This is a genomic window from Rhodococcus pseudokoreensis (genome assembly GCF_017068395.1).
Lineage (GTDB): Bacteria > Actinomycetota > Actinomycetes > Mycobacteriales > Mycobacteriaceae > Rhodococcus_F > Rhodococcus_F pseudokoreensis.
The window spans coordinates 253,733-267,798 of the sequence record NZ_CP070619.1 but is presented as its reverse complement, the minus strand read 5'-3'; the positions used below and the strand labels follow the sequence as shown (position 1 = coordinate 267,798).

Below are 14,066 nucleotides of genomic sequence, written 5' to 3'. Positions count from 1 at the left end.
CCGCCCAGTATTCTCGGATCATGAGTACCGACACCCATGCGGAACAGGCCCCCTCGAGCCCGGCGCCCTCGCTGCCGTCCCACACGGTCGACGCGATCAAGAAGTTCGTCGCCGAGCACGGCGGTTCGGCCAGCGCCGTCATTCAGCCCATCGGGCTCGCCGGCGTCCGGATCACCCTCGTCGGAGCCGACGGCATCCTCGGTGACCAGGTGGTCGAGGATCTCGCCACCGCGAACGCCGTCGTCGCCTCGCTCGACGATGTCACCGTCTCGGAGTGGGACCGCGCGATCACCAGCATCGTCACGCCCCGCAAGGGTCACATTCAGAAGATGGCCGGCTGGGTCGCGCGGCAGACTCGCTTCCCGAAGGCCCGCAACGAGCGCTAGACGCTCGCGGTGTCGGGCTGCGTGACGTACTCGCGGGTGCGCCCCGCGGCCCACACCGCCGCGGTGGCCGCGGTGCACAGCCCGGCCCCCGCGACGTGGAACGCCACCAACGCGGCGGGAACGTCCGTGAAGAACTGGACCAGCCCGATCAGCGCCTGCGCCACCACCAGTGCGAGCAGAACCTGCACCCGGACCTTCACCGCGCGCGTGGCGCCGACGGCGTACAGGCCGAAGCACAGGCCGACCAGCAACGCCAGGTAACCCACCAGCAGTTGTGCATGCAGGTGCACGAGCGTGACGATCTCCACCTCGAGGCGGGGAACGACGCGGTCGAGACTCTTGTCTCCCGCGTGCGGTCCCGCACCCGTGACCAGCGTTCCGGCGGCGAGGACGCCGGCCAGCGCGACAGCCGACAGCGCGGTGAGCCAGCGCAGCGGTGCCGGGATCACGTCGATCGCCGGGGCGTCGTCGGGTTCGCAGATCTTCGCGTACATCACGGTCGCCAGCCACACCATCGCCATCGACGCGAGCAGGTGCACCGCGACCGTCCACCACAGCAGTCCGGTGAGCACCGTGACACCGCCGATGACGGCCTGTACGACAGTGCCGAGCGGCATCATCCACGCGTAGACGAGGACCTCTTTGCGGCGGCGTGCGCGGGTGACCGCGAGGACGATCAGGGCCGCGGAGACGACGACGACGAACGTCAGCAGCCGGTTGCCGAACTCGACCGCCTGATGGACGACGGCGACCTCGCCGTGCCCGACCGGCACGAAGCTGCCGGGGAAGCACTGCGGCCAGGTGGGGCAGCCGAGGCCGGACGCCGTCACCCGGACGACGGCCCCGGTGACGGCGATGCCGCCTTGCGTGAGGATCACCGCGAACGCGATGACACGCTGCACGGTCAGCGATGGAAGGGGGAGACGGTCTACCAGGCTCAGAAACCCGCGATACAGCACGGCATCGATGGTAGAGGGCGGTCAACTACAGCGTGTCGTTGGGCTGGTGGCGGCGCGGCCGACTCCGTGCTACTCGCCGCGAATGCGCAGGATGCCGGTCACCGTGCCCTGCCAGAAGTCGCCGGTGTCGGTGACGAGTCCGGACATCTGCAGGGTGTCGTTGACCGCGGTCCCGGGGAGTGGACTGGTGTGCTCGACCGAGCCGTCGGACGGGTCGATCACCGCGAACGCGAAACCGTCCAGCGGGGTCGTGACGTCGAATCCCTGACGGATCACGGTGTACAGGAGGCCGTCGCCGGTCGACAGGTGCGGGACCGCGGCGCTGCGGACGCCGTTGCTCCACACCTGGTGGCAGCCGATCGGGTCGATGTCGACCCGGGTCATGCCGCCGGTGAACGGCGCGTTCGTCGGAACGGCCGGTCCCGCCCCGTCCGGAACGGTGGGATACGGGTAGCCGTACGTCCCGGCGACGTACACCGAGTTGCCGATGCCGATCGGCGAGTTCTCGCTGCCGCCCGGATTGCCGAGCACCGGGAGGGTGCAGATCTCGTCGCCGGAATCGGCGCGGAAGACCCGGAGAGTCACCTGCGGGTCGGCGTTGTCGACGATCGCGACGAAATCGCTGCCGGTCGACGGTCCGAAGTAGGTGGGGGTGGAGCCGGTGCCGTGGCTCAGCTGCCCCGGCTTGCGGTCCGGTCCGCGGTCGTATTCGCGGCGCCAGTCCACCCGGACCTCGCCGTCGCGGAGCACGAACTGGTACAGGGCGTGCGTGGTGGCGACCGCGGCGCCTGCGGGTGAGGTGGAGATGCTGTTCTGCACCTGCTCGCCCGCGGCCGGCGGCAGGGACTGCGCGACACCGCCGCGATCCACGGCTCCGACGACGCCGCCGCCCGTCGCGAACCAGACGTTGCCCTGCCAGTCCGGCGTCAGCCCGGTCACGTTGTCGCCCTGAGGAACACTGCCGGACAGGTCGACGTGCGAGTCGACGGTGATCCGCCACTGGCCTGCGGGGTCCTTCGAATGTCCGAGCCGCAGTAGCTGACGGTTGCCGTCGACGACGACGAGGCGGTTGTCGTTGTCGAGGAACGCGTAGACGCCGCCGAGGAGGCTGCCCTTCGCCAGCGCGAACGTGGCGAGCGAGCCGCCGAACGGCGCCGCGGGGGCCGCGGGGTCGATCAGGTGCACGGTGGGAATCTGGCCGGCCACGGACGTGCACAGGGCGACGACGAGCCGGTCGGAACCCTGCAGGAGGGTCGGGCACGCGGACACGAGCGGGTACGCGGACAGCGTGACGGGGCCGGTGCCGGGACCGGGCAGCGGCGTCACGTCGGTGGACCCGGCGTCGCCGTGCATCGTGGACGTGCCCGCGGGTCCGAGGAACGGATTCGGCGACGCGGGCGGACCCCACTTCGGTGCGGCGCCCGCGGGCAGCGCGCCACCGCAGAGGACGGCGAGCAGGACGGCGAGAACGGTGCCCGCGCGGCGGACCGTGGGTCGACGGATCACGTGAATCGGAACGTCCTCGCCGCCAGGGCCCCCGCTGCCGCGCCCCATACGGCGAGGACGACGACGCTGAGCAGGTCCACCGATCCCGACAGTGCGGCGTCCAGGGCGTGCGCGAGCGCTCCGGACGGAATCAGCCGGGCCCCGGTGTGCAGGAGCCAGGGGAGGTCGCCGGTGGCGAACACCACACTGCCGACACCGACCATCACGAACCACAGGATGTTGGCGAGGGCGAGGACGATGTCGGCGCGGAGGGTGCCGCCGAGCAGCAGGCCCATCGCCGCGAACGTCACGGTGCCCAGGGCGATGATCACGGCGCCGAGGACGAGTCCCCACGCACTCGGACGCCAGCCGAGAGCCAGCCCGATCGCACCGAGCAGGACGGACTGCAGGGCGACGACGATGACCACCGCGGCGCTCTTCCCGGCGATGATTCCCCACGTCGGCAGGGGCGTCGCGCCGAGCCGTTTGAGGGCGCCGTAGCGGCGGTCGAAACCGACCGCGATCGCCTGCCCGGTGAACGCGGTGGACATCACCGCCACCATCATCACGGCGGGCACCACCTTGTCGACCCGCGACGTTCCGAGGTCGCCGATGGGCAGCAGGCACAGCCCGATCAGCAGCGTGATCGGGATGAACATCGTCAGCAGCAGTTGCTCGCCGTTGCGCAGGAGCAGTTTCAGCTCCAGCGCGGTCTGCGCCCGCAGCATGACCGCCGCGCCGCTCGGGCGGGGGTCGGGGGTGAACGTGCCCGGGGCGAAACGATTCGCCGTCAGACGGTCACTGGTGCTCATCGTCATCCCCTCAGTTCCCGGCCGGTGAGTTCGAGGAAGACGTCCTCGAGGCTGCGCTGGTCGACGCGGATGTCGCTGATCAGGGCGTCCAGATCGGCGCACCACGATGCGACGGAGGCCACCACCTTCGGGTCGATCGGCCCTTCGACGAGGTAGGTGCCCGGTCCGGACTCGGCGACCCGGAAGCCGTCGGGGAGGGTCCGGGCGAGCGGCCCGGTGTCCAGACCGGCGGGCGCGGTGAGCCGCAACTGACCTTCGGCGCCGCGGCTGGTGACCTCGGCGGGCGTTCCGGCGGCGACGATCGACCCGTGGTCGATGATGACGAGCCGGTCCGCGAGCTCCTCGGCCTCGTCCATCAGGTGCGTCGTCAGCAGCACGCTGACACCGTCGCGGCGCAGCGCGTCGATCAGTTCCCACACCAGCAGGCGAGCCTGGGCGTCGAGGCCGGCGGTGGGTTCGTCGAGAAAGACCAGTTCGGGGCGGCCGACCAGCGCACAGGCCAGGGACAGGCGTTGCTGCTGCCCGCCGGACAGCCGGCGGTACGGGGTGCGCCGCGAATCCTCTAGGCCGAGGCTGCGCAGCAACCAGTCGGGGTCGAGGGGGTCGGCGGAGTAGGCGGCGACCAGGTCGAGCATCTCGCCGGCGCGGGAACCGGGGTACGCGCCGCCGCCCTGCAGCATCACACCGATCCGGGCCCGGACGGCGCCGGCATCGGCGACGGGATCGAGTCCGAGGACGCGGACGGTGCCGCTGTCCGGGCGGATGAAGCCCTCACACATTTCGACGGTGGTGGTCTTACCCGCGCCATTGGGACCGAGCAACGCGACGACCTGTGCGCGTTCGACGGTGAGATCGAGCCCGTCGACGGCCCTCACACCGTCGAAGGTCTTCACCACGCCTTCCAGGCGTACAGCAGGTTGCGCCGATCCGGGCGTTCGCGAGGTCACGGGGAATCAGCGTAAGCCCTGGCCGGGTGTGACCCGGCCGGTGCCCCGGCTTTCCGCGCCGGCGTCGTCCCGGGGCGGATCCTGCGGTTCCGGCACGGCCGGCTGCTGCCCCGGACCGACCCGCCACGGCAGGCGGTTGCGGGTGATCACGATCAGCGTTCCGGCCGTGAAGATGGTGGCGATGGCGGCCTGGACGATGACGAAGGGCTGGTACTCGCCGCCGTTCGGCATGAGGATGACGCTGACGATGGACGAGAAGACGATCGCGGGGACGCGGAACGCGGGCGCGGTGGCCCAGGCGGCGAGCGGCAGGACCGCCCACAGCAGATACCACGGCTGCACCACGGGGAACAGCAGGACGACCGCGCCGAGGGACAGCCCGAGCGCGCCGACCGCGTGGATGCGGCCGACGAGGGTGGCGACGAGCATCCGGAGTGTGATGAACGCCGCAGCGACGGCGGCGATCGGCCGGGTCAGGCTCAGCACTGCCGTCGTGTGATCGCCGAGGCCCAGCAGCACCCCGGCCAGGCCGGTGCCCAGGCCGAGCAGTGTGGGTATCGACATCCAGCTGCGGACCGCGTTCGCCGTGCCGAGGGTGTGCACCCAGCCGATGCCGAGTCCGCTGGACGTGCTGATGACGAGGGTGACCACCAGGGCCACGCCGCCGAGCAGGGCGGCCGCGTAGAGCACGGCTTTCGGGGTTCCGCCCCATCGCCTGGCCAGCGCCATCCCGACGAACCCCAGCGCGAGCAGGGACGGGATCTTGATCGTCGACGACAGGGCGATGAGCGCCGCCCCGGACAGCAGCAGGAGAAGGGACTGCCCGCGGATCGGTTCCGACCGTTCGACGGCCCGCAGCGCCAGTTCGATCCCGGCCAGCATGAGGCCGAGCATCAGGGCCTCGTTGTGGATCCCGGCGACCAGGTGGAACAGCAGCAGGGGGTTGGCGGCGCCCAGCCAGAGGGCGCTGACCTCGGCGACGCCGCAGCGGCGCGCCAGGCGGGGGAGCGCCCACACGATCATGGCCACGCCGGCGAGGGCGAGCAGCCGGTGCAGGAAGATCCCCGCGACGATGTTCTCGCCGGTCAGCCAGCTGATCCCGCGCCCCATCCAGAGGAACAGCGGGCCGTACGGCGCGGGTGTGTCCCGCCAGATCGTCGGCACGGTGCGGGTCAGGACGTGATCGACGCCGAGAGCACCCGCGGGACCGATGGCGTACGGGTCGAGCCCGCGGGCCGCGATCTCGCTCTGCGCGAGGTACGAGTACACGTCCTTGCTGAACATCGGCGGTGCGACGGACAGCGGGATGATCCACAGCAGCAGGGTGCGGTCGAGCTGGGACCGGTTGAGGCGGCGCACGGCCCCGGACTGCAGGCTGCCGATCGCGAACCGGCCGAGCAGCAGCCACGCGAGCACGATCATCACCGTGCCCGTCATGGTGAGCGTCAGCGCGACACTGGGAATTCGGGCGGGAAGTCCGATGATGCGCAGCCCCTGGACGGGGTTCTGCAGTACCGGCTGGGCGCCGGCGCCCAGTGCGCCCACCGCCATCAGAACGGCGCCGGTCGCGCCGAACCGGCGGATGCCGCGGAGCTGGGCGGTCTCCTGCCCGTTCAGGCCTGCGGTCTCCGGTTCGTCGCCGTGCAACGCGGCCGCCACCGACGAGCGCGGGGAGGGGCCGTCGATGCCCAGCGCCCGCCGGAACAGCTCGGCCGGATGTCGAAGAGCGGCGCGAGCCGTCAAGGTCGGCTCCGCGCGGGTCGGCTCCGGGTTCTCGGGGGTCTGCGGCACACAGGCAGCGTAGCGGTGCGCCGAACACGGCCGGTTCGGCCAGTATTCCCGCGCCCGGGCGGCACATAATCACAGGTGTAAGGCAGGGCACCCTTAGTAGACCTGCGATCGGAATTCCGTCACACTGGTGTTGTGAAAACGGATACGACACCACGTGCAACGAAGGAAAGCGCAGTTCACGCGCCTTCTTCGGCGGCGCCTGTCGCAACCGCGTCACCCGTCGCCGTGGGCCACGAAGGGCACACCCGCGCGGCCGTCGTGAAGCTCCTCCTCGAGGAGGGGCCGATCACTGCGTCGGAAATCGGAACCCGCCTCGGCCTGAGTGCCGCCGGCGTCCGTCGCCATCTCGACGCACTCCTCGACTCCGGTGAGGCGCGCGAGGCGTCCTCCGTCGCCGTGCGTCACCGCGGACGGGGACGGCCCGCCAAATATTTCCAGATCACCGCCAAGGGCCGCGGCAGGCTCGGTCACGCGTACGACGACCTCGCGGGCGCGGCCATGCGTCAGCTGCGGGAGGTCGGGGGAGACGCCGCGATCACCGAGTTCGCGCGTCGCCGAGTGCAGGCGATCGTCGGCGACGTCACCCCGGCCGCGGATCAGAGCGCCGAGGGTCTCGAAACCACCGCCGACGCCATCGCCGACGCGTTCACCACCGCCGGATTCGCGGCCTCGACCCGCCCGGTCGGCAACGGCGTGCAGATCTGCCAGCACCACTGCCCGGTCTCGCACGTCGCCGAGGAATTCCCGGAACTGTGCGAAGCCGAGCAGGCAGCGTTCGCCCAACTGCTCGGCACCCACGTCCAGCGGCTCGCGACCATCGCGAACGGCGACTGCGCGTGCACCACCCACGTTCCACTCGTCCCGCCGTCCGGTCCCAAATGAACGCTTCACCGATAGATCGCTTCACCGATAGATCCTCTAGTCAGCAATTCCACCGGCGACCAGCCCTCGCCGGTCTCGTAACAAGACTCCGGAAGGAGCTCGCATGACCGTCACATCAGACCAGGTGACATCCACTGCGTCGGCCAACGCCGAGCCGCTCACGCAGGAAGAGACCATCGCGTCACTCGGGCATTACGGGTACGGCTGGTCCGATTCCGACGAGGCCGGTGCCAGTGCGCAGCGCGGTCTGTCCGAAGACGTCGTGCGCGACATCTCGGCGAAGAAGAGCGAACCGGACTGGATGCTCGACATCCGCCTGCGTGCGCTGAAGACCTTCGACAAGAAGCCGATGCCGAACTGGGGATCGGACCTCGAGGGCATCCACTTCGACAACATCAAGTACTTCGTGCGCTCGAGCGAGAAGCAGGCCGAGAGCTGGGAAGACCTGCCCGAGGACATCAAGAACACGTACGACAAGCTGGGCATCCCCGAGGCCGAGAAGCAGCGCCTCGTCGCCGGTGTCGCGGCTCAGTACGAGTCGGAGGTCGTCTACCACTCGATCCGTGAGGACCTCGAGTCGCAGGGCGTCATCTTCCTCGACACCGACACGGGCCTGAAGCAGCATCCCGAACTGTTCCAGGAGTACTTCGGCACGGTCATCCCGGCCGGCGACAACAAGTTCTCCGCGCTGAACACGGCCGTGTGGTCGGGTGGCTCGTTCATCTACGTCCCGCCGGGCGTGCACGTCGACATCCCGCTGCAGGCCTACTTCCGCATCAACACGGAGAACATGGGCCAGTTCGAGCGGACCCTGATCATCGTCGACGAGGGCGCCTCCGTGCACTACGTCGAGGGCTGCACGGCGCCGATCTACAAGTCCGACTCGCTGCACTCCGCGGTGGTCGAGATCATCGTGAAGAAGGGCGGCCACTGCCGCTACACGACCATCCAGAACTGGTCGAACAACGTCTACAACCTGGTTACCAAGCGCACCAAGGTGGAGGCCGGCGGATCCATGGAGTGGATCGACGGCAACATCGGGTCCAAGGTCACCATGAAGTACCCGGCCGTCTGGATGATGGGCGAGCACGCCCGCGGCGAGGTTCTCTCGGTGGCTTTCGCCGGTGAGGGCCAGCACCAGGACACCGGTGCCAAGATGCTGCACCTCGCGCCGCACACGTCGTCGACCATCATCAGCAAGTCGGTGGCCCGCGGCGGTGGACGCGCGTCCTACCGCGGACTCGTCCAGGTCAACAAGGGCGCCCACGGCTCGAAGTCGACAGTCAAGTGTGACGCGCTGCTGGTCGATCAGATCAGCCGCTCGGACACCTACCCCTACGTCGACATCCGCGAGGACGACGTGACCATGGGTCACGAGGCCACCGTGTCGAAGGTGAGCGACGATCAGTTGTTCTACCTGATGAGCCGCGGGCTCACCGAGGACGAGGCCATGGCCACGGTCGTGCGCGGCTTCGTCGAGCCGATCGCCAAGGAACTCCCGATGGAGTACGCCCTGGAACTGAACCGCCTGATCGAACTGCAGATGGAAGGGGCGGTGGGTTAGTGACCACGCCAGAAACTGGTGTCCAGAATCTCGGAGTCACGGGAGCCGTCGCGGGCGAGAATCCGCGGATAGCGCGGACGTCGACCGGCTCGCCGATCGCCAACAAGGGTGAGGTCTTCACCTCGTTCGACGTCAAGGCGTTCGAGATCCCGGGTGGTCGTGACGAGGTCTGGCGGTTCACTCCGCTGCGCCGTCTCCGCGGTCTGCACGACGGAACGGCCGTGGCGAACGGCACGGCCACCGTCGATGTCGCGGGCCCGGACTCGGTGAAGGTCGAGACCGTCGGCCGCGACGACGATCGGCTGGGCAAGGCCGGCGTTCCCGCCGACCGGGTGGCCGCGCAGGCGTACTCGGGTTTCGAGACGGCGACCGTCGTGACCGTCGGCCGTGAGGTCGAGGTCGACGAGACGATCAACATCACGATCACGGGACCGGGCGAGGGCAAGGTCGCCTTCGGGCACCTGCAGATCCGGCTCGACGCGTTCGCGAAGGCGACCGTCGTCATCGACCAGCGCGGCAGCGGCACGTTCGCCGAGAACGTCGAATTCGTGCTCGGCGACAGCGCCCACCTCACCGTGGTCGCCGTCCAGGACTGGGCGGACGACACCGTGCACGTCGCGTCGCATCACGCGCGGCTCGGCCGGGACGCGGTCCTGCGGCACAACGCCGTCAGCCTCGGCGGCGACCTCGTCCGCCTCTCCGCGACCGTCAAGTACGACGGCCCCGGCGGCGACGCCGAACTGCTGGGTCTGTACTTCGCCGACGCGGGACAGCACTTCGAGCAGCGACTGCTGGTGGATCACTCGCAGCCGCACTGCAAGTCCAACGTGGTCTACAAGGGTGCCCTGCAGGGTGATCCGGAGTCGGGCAAGCCCGACGCCCACACCGTGTGGGTCGGCGACGTGCTGATCCGTGCGGCGGCCGAAGGCACCGACACGTTCGAGCTGAACCGCAACCTCGTCCTCACGGACGGTGCCCGCGCGGACTCGGTCCCGAACCTGGAGATCGAGACCGGCGAGATCGTGGGTGCCGGCCACGCCAGCGCCACGGGTCGATTCGACGACGAGCAGTTGTTCTACCTGCGCGCCCGCGGAATCCCCGAGGACGCGGCACGGCGACTCGTCGTGCGCGGCTTCTTCCACGAGATCATCAACAAGATCGCCGTCGCGGAGATCCGCGAGCGTCTCGAGGCTGCCGTCGAGGCCGAACTCGCCGCAGTCGGCGTCTGAGCCGCGCCGCCGGACCACTACTTCCCATTTCTTCGAAGGATCACAATGTCTACCCCTGACGCTTCCACCCCCGAAACCTCGGTCCTGGAAATCAAGGACCTGCACGTCGACGTCGCGAACACCGACGAGAACGCCGAACCGATCAACATCCTCAAGGGTGTGAACCTGACGGTTCGGTCCGGCGAGACGCACGCGATCATGGGACCCAACGGTTCCGGCAAGTCGACGCTGTCGTACGCCATCGCGGGTCACCCCAAGTACCAGATCACGTCGGGCTCCATCACCCTCAACGGTGAGGACGTCCTCGAGATGAGCGTCGACGAGCGTGCCCGCGCCGGACTGTTCCTCGCGATGCAGTACCCCGTCGAGGTTCCCGGCGTGTCCATGTCGAACTTCCTGCGCACCGCGGCCACCGCCGTCCGTGGCGAGGCCCCGAAGCTCCGCCACTGGGTGAAGGAAGTCAAGGAAGCGCTGACCGAACTCGACATCGACCCCTCGTTCGGCGAGCGCAGTGTCAACGAAGGTTTCTCCGGCGGTGAGAAGAAGCGCCACGAGATCCTGCAGCTCGGCCTCCTGAAGCCGAAGATCGCGATCCTCGACGAGACCGACTCCGGACTCGACGTCGACGCCCTGCGCGTCGTCTCCGAGGGCGTGAACCGCTACAAGGAGCGCGAGCACGGCGGAATCCTGCTGATCACGCACTACACGCGCATCCTCCGGTACATCAAGCCGGAGTACGTCCACGTGTTCGTCGGCGGTCGCGTCGTCGAGTCGGGCGGGCCGGAACTGGCCGACGAGCTCGAGGCGAACGGCTACGAGCGCTTCACCCAGGCTGCAGCAACGCAAGGAGCATAAACGCAGATGACCACCTCGGTGCGCGTATTCGACGTCACCCGGATCCGGGAGGACTTCCCGATCCTGGCGCGTACGGTCCGCGACGGAAAACCGCTGGTGTACCTCGATTCGGGTGCCACATCGCAGCGCCCGAACCAGGTGCTCGACGCCGAGAGGGAGTTTCTCACCACCTGTAACGCCGCCGTGCACCGAGGCGCTCACCAGCTCGCCGAAGAGGCCACGGACGCGTACGAGAACGCGCGTGCGGCGATCGCCGAGTTCGTCGGCGCCGACAGCGACGAACTCGTGTTCACCAAGAACGCGACGGAGTCCCTCAACCTCGTCACCCACGTCCTCGGCGACGATCGCTTCGAACGGCACCTCGGTCCCGGCGACGAGATCGTCATCACCGAGCTCGAGCATCACGCCAATCTGGTTCCGTGGCAGGAGCTTGCGCGCAGCACCGGTGCCACGTTGCGCTGGTACGGCGTCACCGACGACGGCCGCATCGACCTCGACTCGCTCGAGCTGACCGATGCCGTCAAGGTCGTGTCGTTCACCCACCAGTCCAACGTGACCGGGGCGGTGGCACCCGTCGAGGAACTGGTCCGCCGCGCCCGCGCGGTCGGCGCCCTGGTGGTGCTCGACGCCTGCCAGTCCGTCCCGCACATGGCGGTGGACTTCCACGCGCTCGGAGTCGACTACGCGGCGTTCTCCGGTCACAAGATGCTCGGCCCGTCCGGCGTGGGTGTCCTGTACGGGCGCCGCGAACTGCTGAACGCGATGCCGCCGTTCATCACCGGCGGCTCGATGATCGAGACCGTCACGATGGAACGCACCACCTACGCGCCGCCGCCGCAGCGGTTCGAGGCCGGCGTTCCGATGACGTCGCAGGTGGTCGGTCTCGGCGCAGCGGTCCGCTATCTCGACGAGATCGGGATGGACGCGGTCGCCGCGCACGAGCACACCCTGGTCGAGGCGGCACTGGCAGCGCTCGGCGCCATCGACGGCGTGCGCATCATCGGACCCACGACCGCCGAGAATCGCGGCGGGGCCGTGTCGTTCGTGGTCGACGGAATCCACGCGCACGACCTCGGGCAGATCCTCGACGACGAGGGCGTCGCCATCCGCGTCGGCCACCACTGCGCCTGGCCCCTGCACCGGCATTTCGGTGTCGCGGCGACGGCGAGGGCGTCGTTCGCGCTGTACAACACGGTCGACGAGGTCGCCGCTCTCGCGGCGGCGGTGCGGCGTGCCCAGGAGTTCTTCGGGGAGGTTCCTGCATGAGAATGGAACAGATGTACCAGGAAGTGATCCTGGACCACTACAAGCATCCCCACGGCCGCGGCCTTCGTGAACCGTTCGGCGCCGAAGTCCACCACGTCAACCCCACCTGCGGCGACGAAGTGACGCTGCGCGTGCAACTCGCCGACGACGGCACCGTGGTGGACGTGTCGTACGACGGCCAGGGCTGCTCCATCAGCCAGGCGTCGACGTCGGTGCTCACCGATCAGGTGGTGGGAATGCCCGTCGAGCAGGCGCTGCAGACCGTTGCCGCGTTCAACGAAATGGTCAGCAGCCGCGGTACCGTCGAAGGGGACGAGGACGTCCTCGGGGACGGCATCGCCTTCGTCGGCGTCTCGAAGTACCCGGCCCGCGTGAAATGCGCGTTGCTGGGATGGATGGCATTCAAGGACGCGGTCGTTCAGATAGTGGACGACCGGGTCGTGGACGAACAGGATTCGGCCGTTCCGACAGCAGACGGCGAACCCGCTCGAATCGGAGGACAGGCATCATGAGCGAGACGCAGACGCCGCAGGCGGACGCCACAGTCGCACCGGAGCAGGCGCCGGCGGACCAGGGCGGCGAATCCGCGCCCGCCGCATCGGGTGTGATCACCGACCCGAAACGCCTGGAGGAACTCGAGGAGGCGATGCGTGACGTCGTCGACCCCGAACTCGGCATCAACGTCGTCGATCTCGGCCTGGTGTACGGAATCACCGAAGCCGAGGACGTCGTGACCCTCGACATGACCCTCACGTCGGCGGCCTGCCCGCTGACCGACGTCATCGAGGACCAGTCGCGCGGTGCGCTCGTCCGCAGCGGTCTGTGCAACGAACTGAAGATCAACTGGGTGTGGCTCCCGCCGTGGGGCCCCGACAAGATCACCGAGGACGGCCGCGAGCAGTTGCGCGCCCTCGGATTCACGGTCTGACCACCCACCACCGTTGACACGGAGGGGCTCGGCGAGAACCATCTCGCCGAGCCCCTCCGTGTCGGTTCAGGCGCGTTTGCGTTCCGAGGTGGACGACTTCGCGGTGGCCTTCTTCGCCGCGGTTTTGGCCGGGGCCTTCTTGGCCGGCTTCTTCTTGGCGGGTGCGGCCTTCTTCCCGGCCGCATCGACGCTGCGCTGCAGCGCGGCCACGAGATCCACCACTTCGGCGTCCTCGCCGCTCTTCTCGACCTCGGCGACGGGAATGACCTTCTTGCCGCCCGACTCGATCATCTCGTCGAGCAGTTCACGCAACTGCACCTGGTAGTCGTCGGTGAATTCGGTGGGGTCGAAGTCGTCGGCCATGCTGTCGACGAGGGTCTCGGCCATCGCGAGTTCCTTCGCCTTCGGCTTCTCGACGTCGTCGAGTGACGAGAACTCGGCCGCGCGTACCTCGTCCGGCCACAGCAGCGTCTGGATCACCAGCACCCCGTCCCGCGAGCGCATCGCGGCCAGTCTGGTGCGCTGACGGAGCGTGAAATGAACGAGCGCGGTCCGGTCGCTGTTTTCGAGGGCCGTTGCGAGTAGGACATAGGCCTTCGGCGAGCTGGAATCCGGTTCGAGAAAGTAACTCTTCTCGAACAGAATGGGATCGATCTGTTCGGTCGGCACGAACTGCAGAACGGGAATCTCGTGTTTCTCGGCGGCGGGTAACTTGCCGAAATCGTCGTCGGTCAACACCACCCGGACGCCGTCGTCGGAGTCGTAGGCCTTGTCGATATCGGCATATTGGACGACGTTGCCGCATTCGGAGCACACGCGGTTGTATTTGATCCGGCCGCCGTCCTTGGCATGGACCTGGTGAAATCTGATGTCGTGATCTTCGGTTGCCGAATAGACCTTGACCGGCACGTTCACGAGTCCGAACGCTATCGAGCCCTTCCATATCGACCGCATGCGTTCCA

Annotated in this window: 14 protein-coding genes; 8 read left to right on the top strand and 6 right to left on the bottom strand. The window is 68.5% G+C overall.

The window, feature by feature from the left end:
* The first annotated feature begins 20 nt into the window (after positions 1 to 20).
* On the top strand, positions 21 to 386 hold the full coding sequence (locus tag JWS13_RS06560) for a hypothetical protein (RefSeq protein ID WP_206005037.1): 366 nt from the start codon (positions 21 to 23) through the stop codon (positions 384 to 386).
* On the opposite strand, the gene JWS13_RS06555 is transcribed toward JWS13_RS06560, so the two are convergent.
* The 5 genes from JWS13_RS06555 to mptB form a co-directional block, all read right to left on the bottom strand.
* Complete coding sequence (locus JWS13_RS06555) at positions 383 to 1,345, bottom strand: COX15/CtaA family protein (protein WP_206005036.1); 963 nt, start codon at positions 1,343 to 1,345, stop codon at positions 383 to 385. The genes JWS13_RS06560 and JWS13_RS06555 overlap by 4 nt on opposite strands.
* Positions 1,346 to 1,414: 69 nt before the next feature.
* Entirely contained in the window at positions 1,415 to 2,851 is a 1,437-nt protein-coding gene (locus JWS13_RS06550; protein ID WP_206005035.1) for a hypothetical protein, read from the bottom strand.
* Positions 2,848 to 3,648, bottom strand: a complete 801-nt coding sequence (locus JWS13_RS06545; protein WP_206005034.1) for an ABC transporter permease — start codon at positions 3,646 to 3,648, stop codon at positions 2,848 to 2,850. The genes JWS13_RS06550 and JWS13_RS06545 overlap by 4 nt, the downstream gene beginning before the upstream one ends.
* Positions 3,645 to 4,589: an ABC transporter ATP-binding protein gene (locus JWS13_RS06540; protein ID WP_160097520.1), complete on the bottom strand. Its 945-nt coding sequence runs from the start codon at positions 4,587 to 4,589 to the stop codon at positions 3,645 to 3,647. Before JWS13_RS06540 ends, JWS13_RS06545 begins: the two co-directional genes overlap by 4 nt.
* A 6-nt stretch (positions 4,590 to 4,595) precedes the next feature.
* Positions 4,596 to 6,380 carry a polyprenol phosphomannose-dependent alpha 1,6 mannosyltransferase MptB gene (gene mptB, locus JWS13_RS06535; protein ID WP_206005033.1) on the bottom strand — a complete coding sequence of 595 codons (1,785 nt, stop codon included), beginning with the start codon at positions 6,378 to 6,380 and terminating at the stop codon, positions 4,596 to 4,598.
* A 132-nt stretch (positions 6,381 to 6,512) separates the two neighbouring features.
* On the opposite strand from mptB, the gene JWS13_RS06530 reads away from it, so the two are divergent.
* The 7 genes from JWS13_RS06530 to JWS13_RS06500 all read left to right on the top strand — a co-directional run bounded on the left by JWS13_RS06530 (position 6,513) and on the right by JWS13_RS06500 (position 13,104).
* Complete coding sequence (locus tag JWS13_RS06530) at positions 6,513 to 7,262, top strand: helix-turn-helix transcriptional regulator (RefSeq protein ID WP_373414841.1); 750 nt, start codon at positions 6,513 to 6,515, stop codon at positions 7,260 to 7,262.
* A 103-nt stretch (positions 7,263 to 7,365) separates the two neighbouring features.
* The gene (sufB, locus tag JWS13_RS06525) at positions 7,366 to 8,826 is read left to right on the top strand and encodes a Fe-S cluster assembly protein SufB (protein ID WP_015890656.1); all 1,461 of its coding nucleotides are present in this window, start codon (positions 7,366 to 7,368) and stop codon (positions 8,824 to 8,826) included.
* Positions 8,826 to 10,055 carry a Fe-S cluster assembly protein SufD gene (gene sufD, locus JWS13_RS06520; RefSeq protein WP_206005032.1) on the top strand — a complete coding sequence of 410 codons (1,230 nt, stop codon included), beginning with the start codon at positions 8,826 to 8,828 and terminating at the stop codon, positions 10,053 to 10,055. Before sufB ends, sufD begins: the two co-directional genes overlap by 1 nt.
* Positions 10,056 to 10,100: 45 nt before the next feature.
* The gene (gene sufC / locus JWS13_RS06515; protein ID WP_072942079.1) at positions 10,101 to 10,910 is read left to right on the top strand and encodes a Fe-S cluster assembly ATPase SufC; all 810 of its coding nucleotides are present in this window, start codon (positions 10,101 to 10,103) and stop codon (positions 10,908 to 10,910) included.
* A gap of 6 nt (positions 10,911 to 10,916) precedes the next feature.
* The gene (locus JWS13_RS06510; RefSeq protein WP_206005031.1) at positions 10,917 to 12,176 is read left to right on the top strand and encodes a cysteine desulfurase; all 1,260 of its coding nucleotides are present in this window, start codon (positions 10,917 to 10,919) and stop codon (positions 12,174 to 12,176) included.
* Entirely contained in the window at positions 12,173 to 12,688 is a 516-nt protein-coding gene (gene sufU / locus JWS13_RS06505) for a Fe-S cluster assembly sulfur transfer protein SufU (RefSeq protein ID WP_072942076.1), read from the top strand. The genes JWS13_RS06510 and sufU overlap by 4 nt, the downstream gene beginning before the upstream one ends.
* Positions 12,685 to 13,104, top strand: a complete 420-nt coding sequence (locus JWS13_RS06500) for a metal-sulfur cluster assembly factor (RefSeq protein ID WP_206005030.1) — start codon at positions 12,685 to 12,687, stop codon at positions 13,102 to 13,104. The genes sufU and JWS13_RS06500 overlap by 4 nt, the downstream gene beginning before the upstream one ends.
* A gap of 66 nt (positions 13,105 to 13,170) precedes the next feature.
* Here the strand turns inward: JWS13_RS06500 and ku are convergent, their stop codons facing one another.
* Positions 13,171 to 14,058, bottom strand: a complete 888-nt coding sequence (gene ku, locus JWS13_RS06495; RefSeq protein WP_445322394.1) for a non-homologous end joining protein Ku — start codon at positions 14,056 to 14,058, stop codon at positions 13,171 to 13,173.
* Positions 14,059 to 14,066: the final 8 nt, after the last annotated feature.

Excerpts from the sequence above, each read along its gene's own strand:
- ku (WP_445322394.1), bottom strand. The coding sequence starts at position 14,058 with ATGCGGTCGATATGGAAGGGCTCGATAGCGTTCGGACTCGTGAACGTG.
- JWS13_RS06560 (WP_206005037.1), top strand. The coding sequence starts at position 21 with ATGAGTACCGACACCCATGCGGAACAGGCCCCCTCGAGCCCGGCGCCC.
- sufU (WP_072942076.1), top strand. The coding sequence starts at position 12,173 with ATGAGAATGGAACAGATGTACCAGGAAGTGATCCTGGACCACTACAAG.
- JWS13_RS06510 (WP_206005031.1), top strand. The coding sequence starts at position 10,917 with ATGACCACCTCGGTGCGCGTATTCGACGTCACCCGGATCCGGGAGGAC.
- JWS13_RS06545 (WP_206005034.1), bottom strand. The coding sequence starts at position 3,648 with ATGACGATGAGCACCAGTGACCGTCTGACGGCGAATCGTTTCGCCCCG.
- sufB (WP_015890656.1), top strand. The coding sequence starts at position 7,366 with ATGACCGTCACATCAGACCAGGTGACATCCACTGCGTCGGCCAACGCC.
- sufC (WP_072942079.1), top strand. The coding sequence starts at position 10,101 with ATGTCTACCCCTGACGCTTCCACCCCCGAAACCTCGGTCCTGGAAATC.
- JWS13_RS06500 (WP_206005030.1), top strand. The coding sequence starts at position 12,685 with ATGAGCGAGACGCAGACGCCGCAGGCGGACGCCACAGTCGCACCGGAG.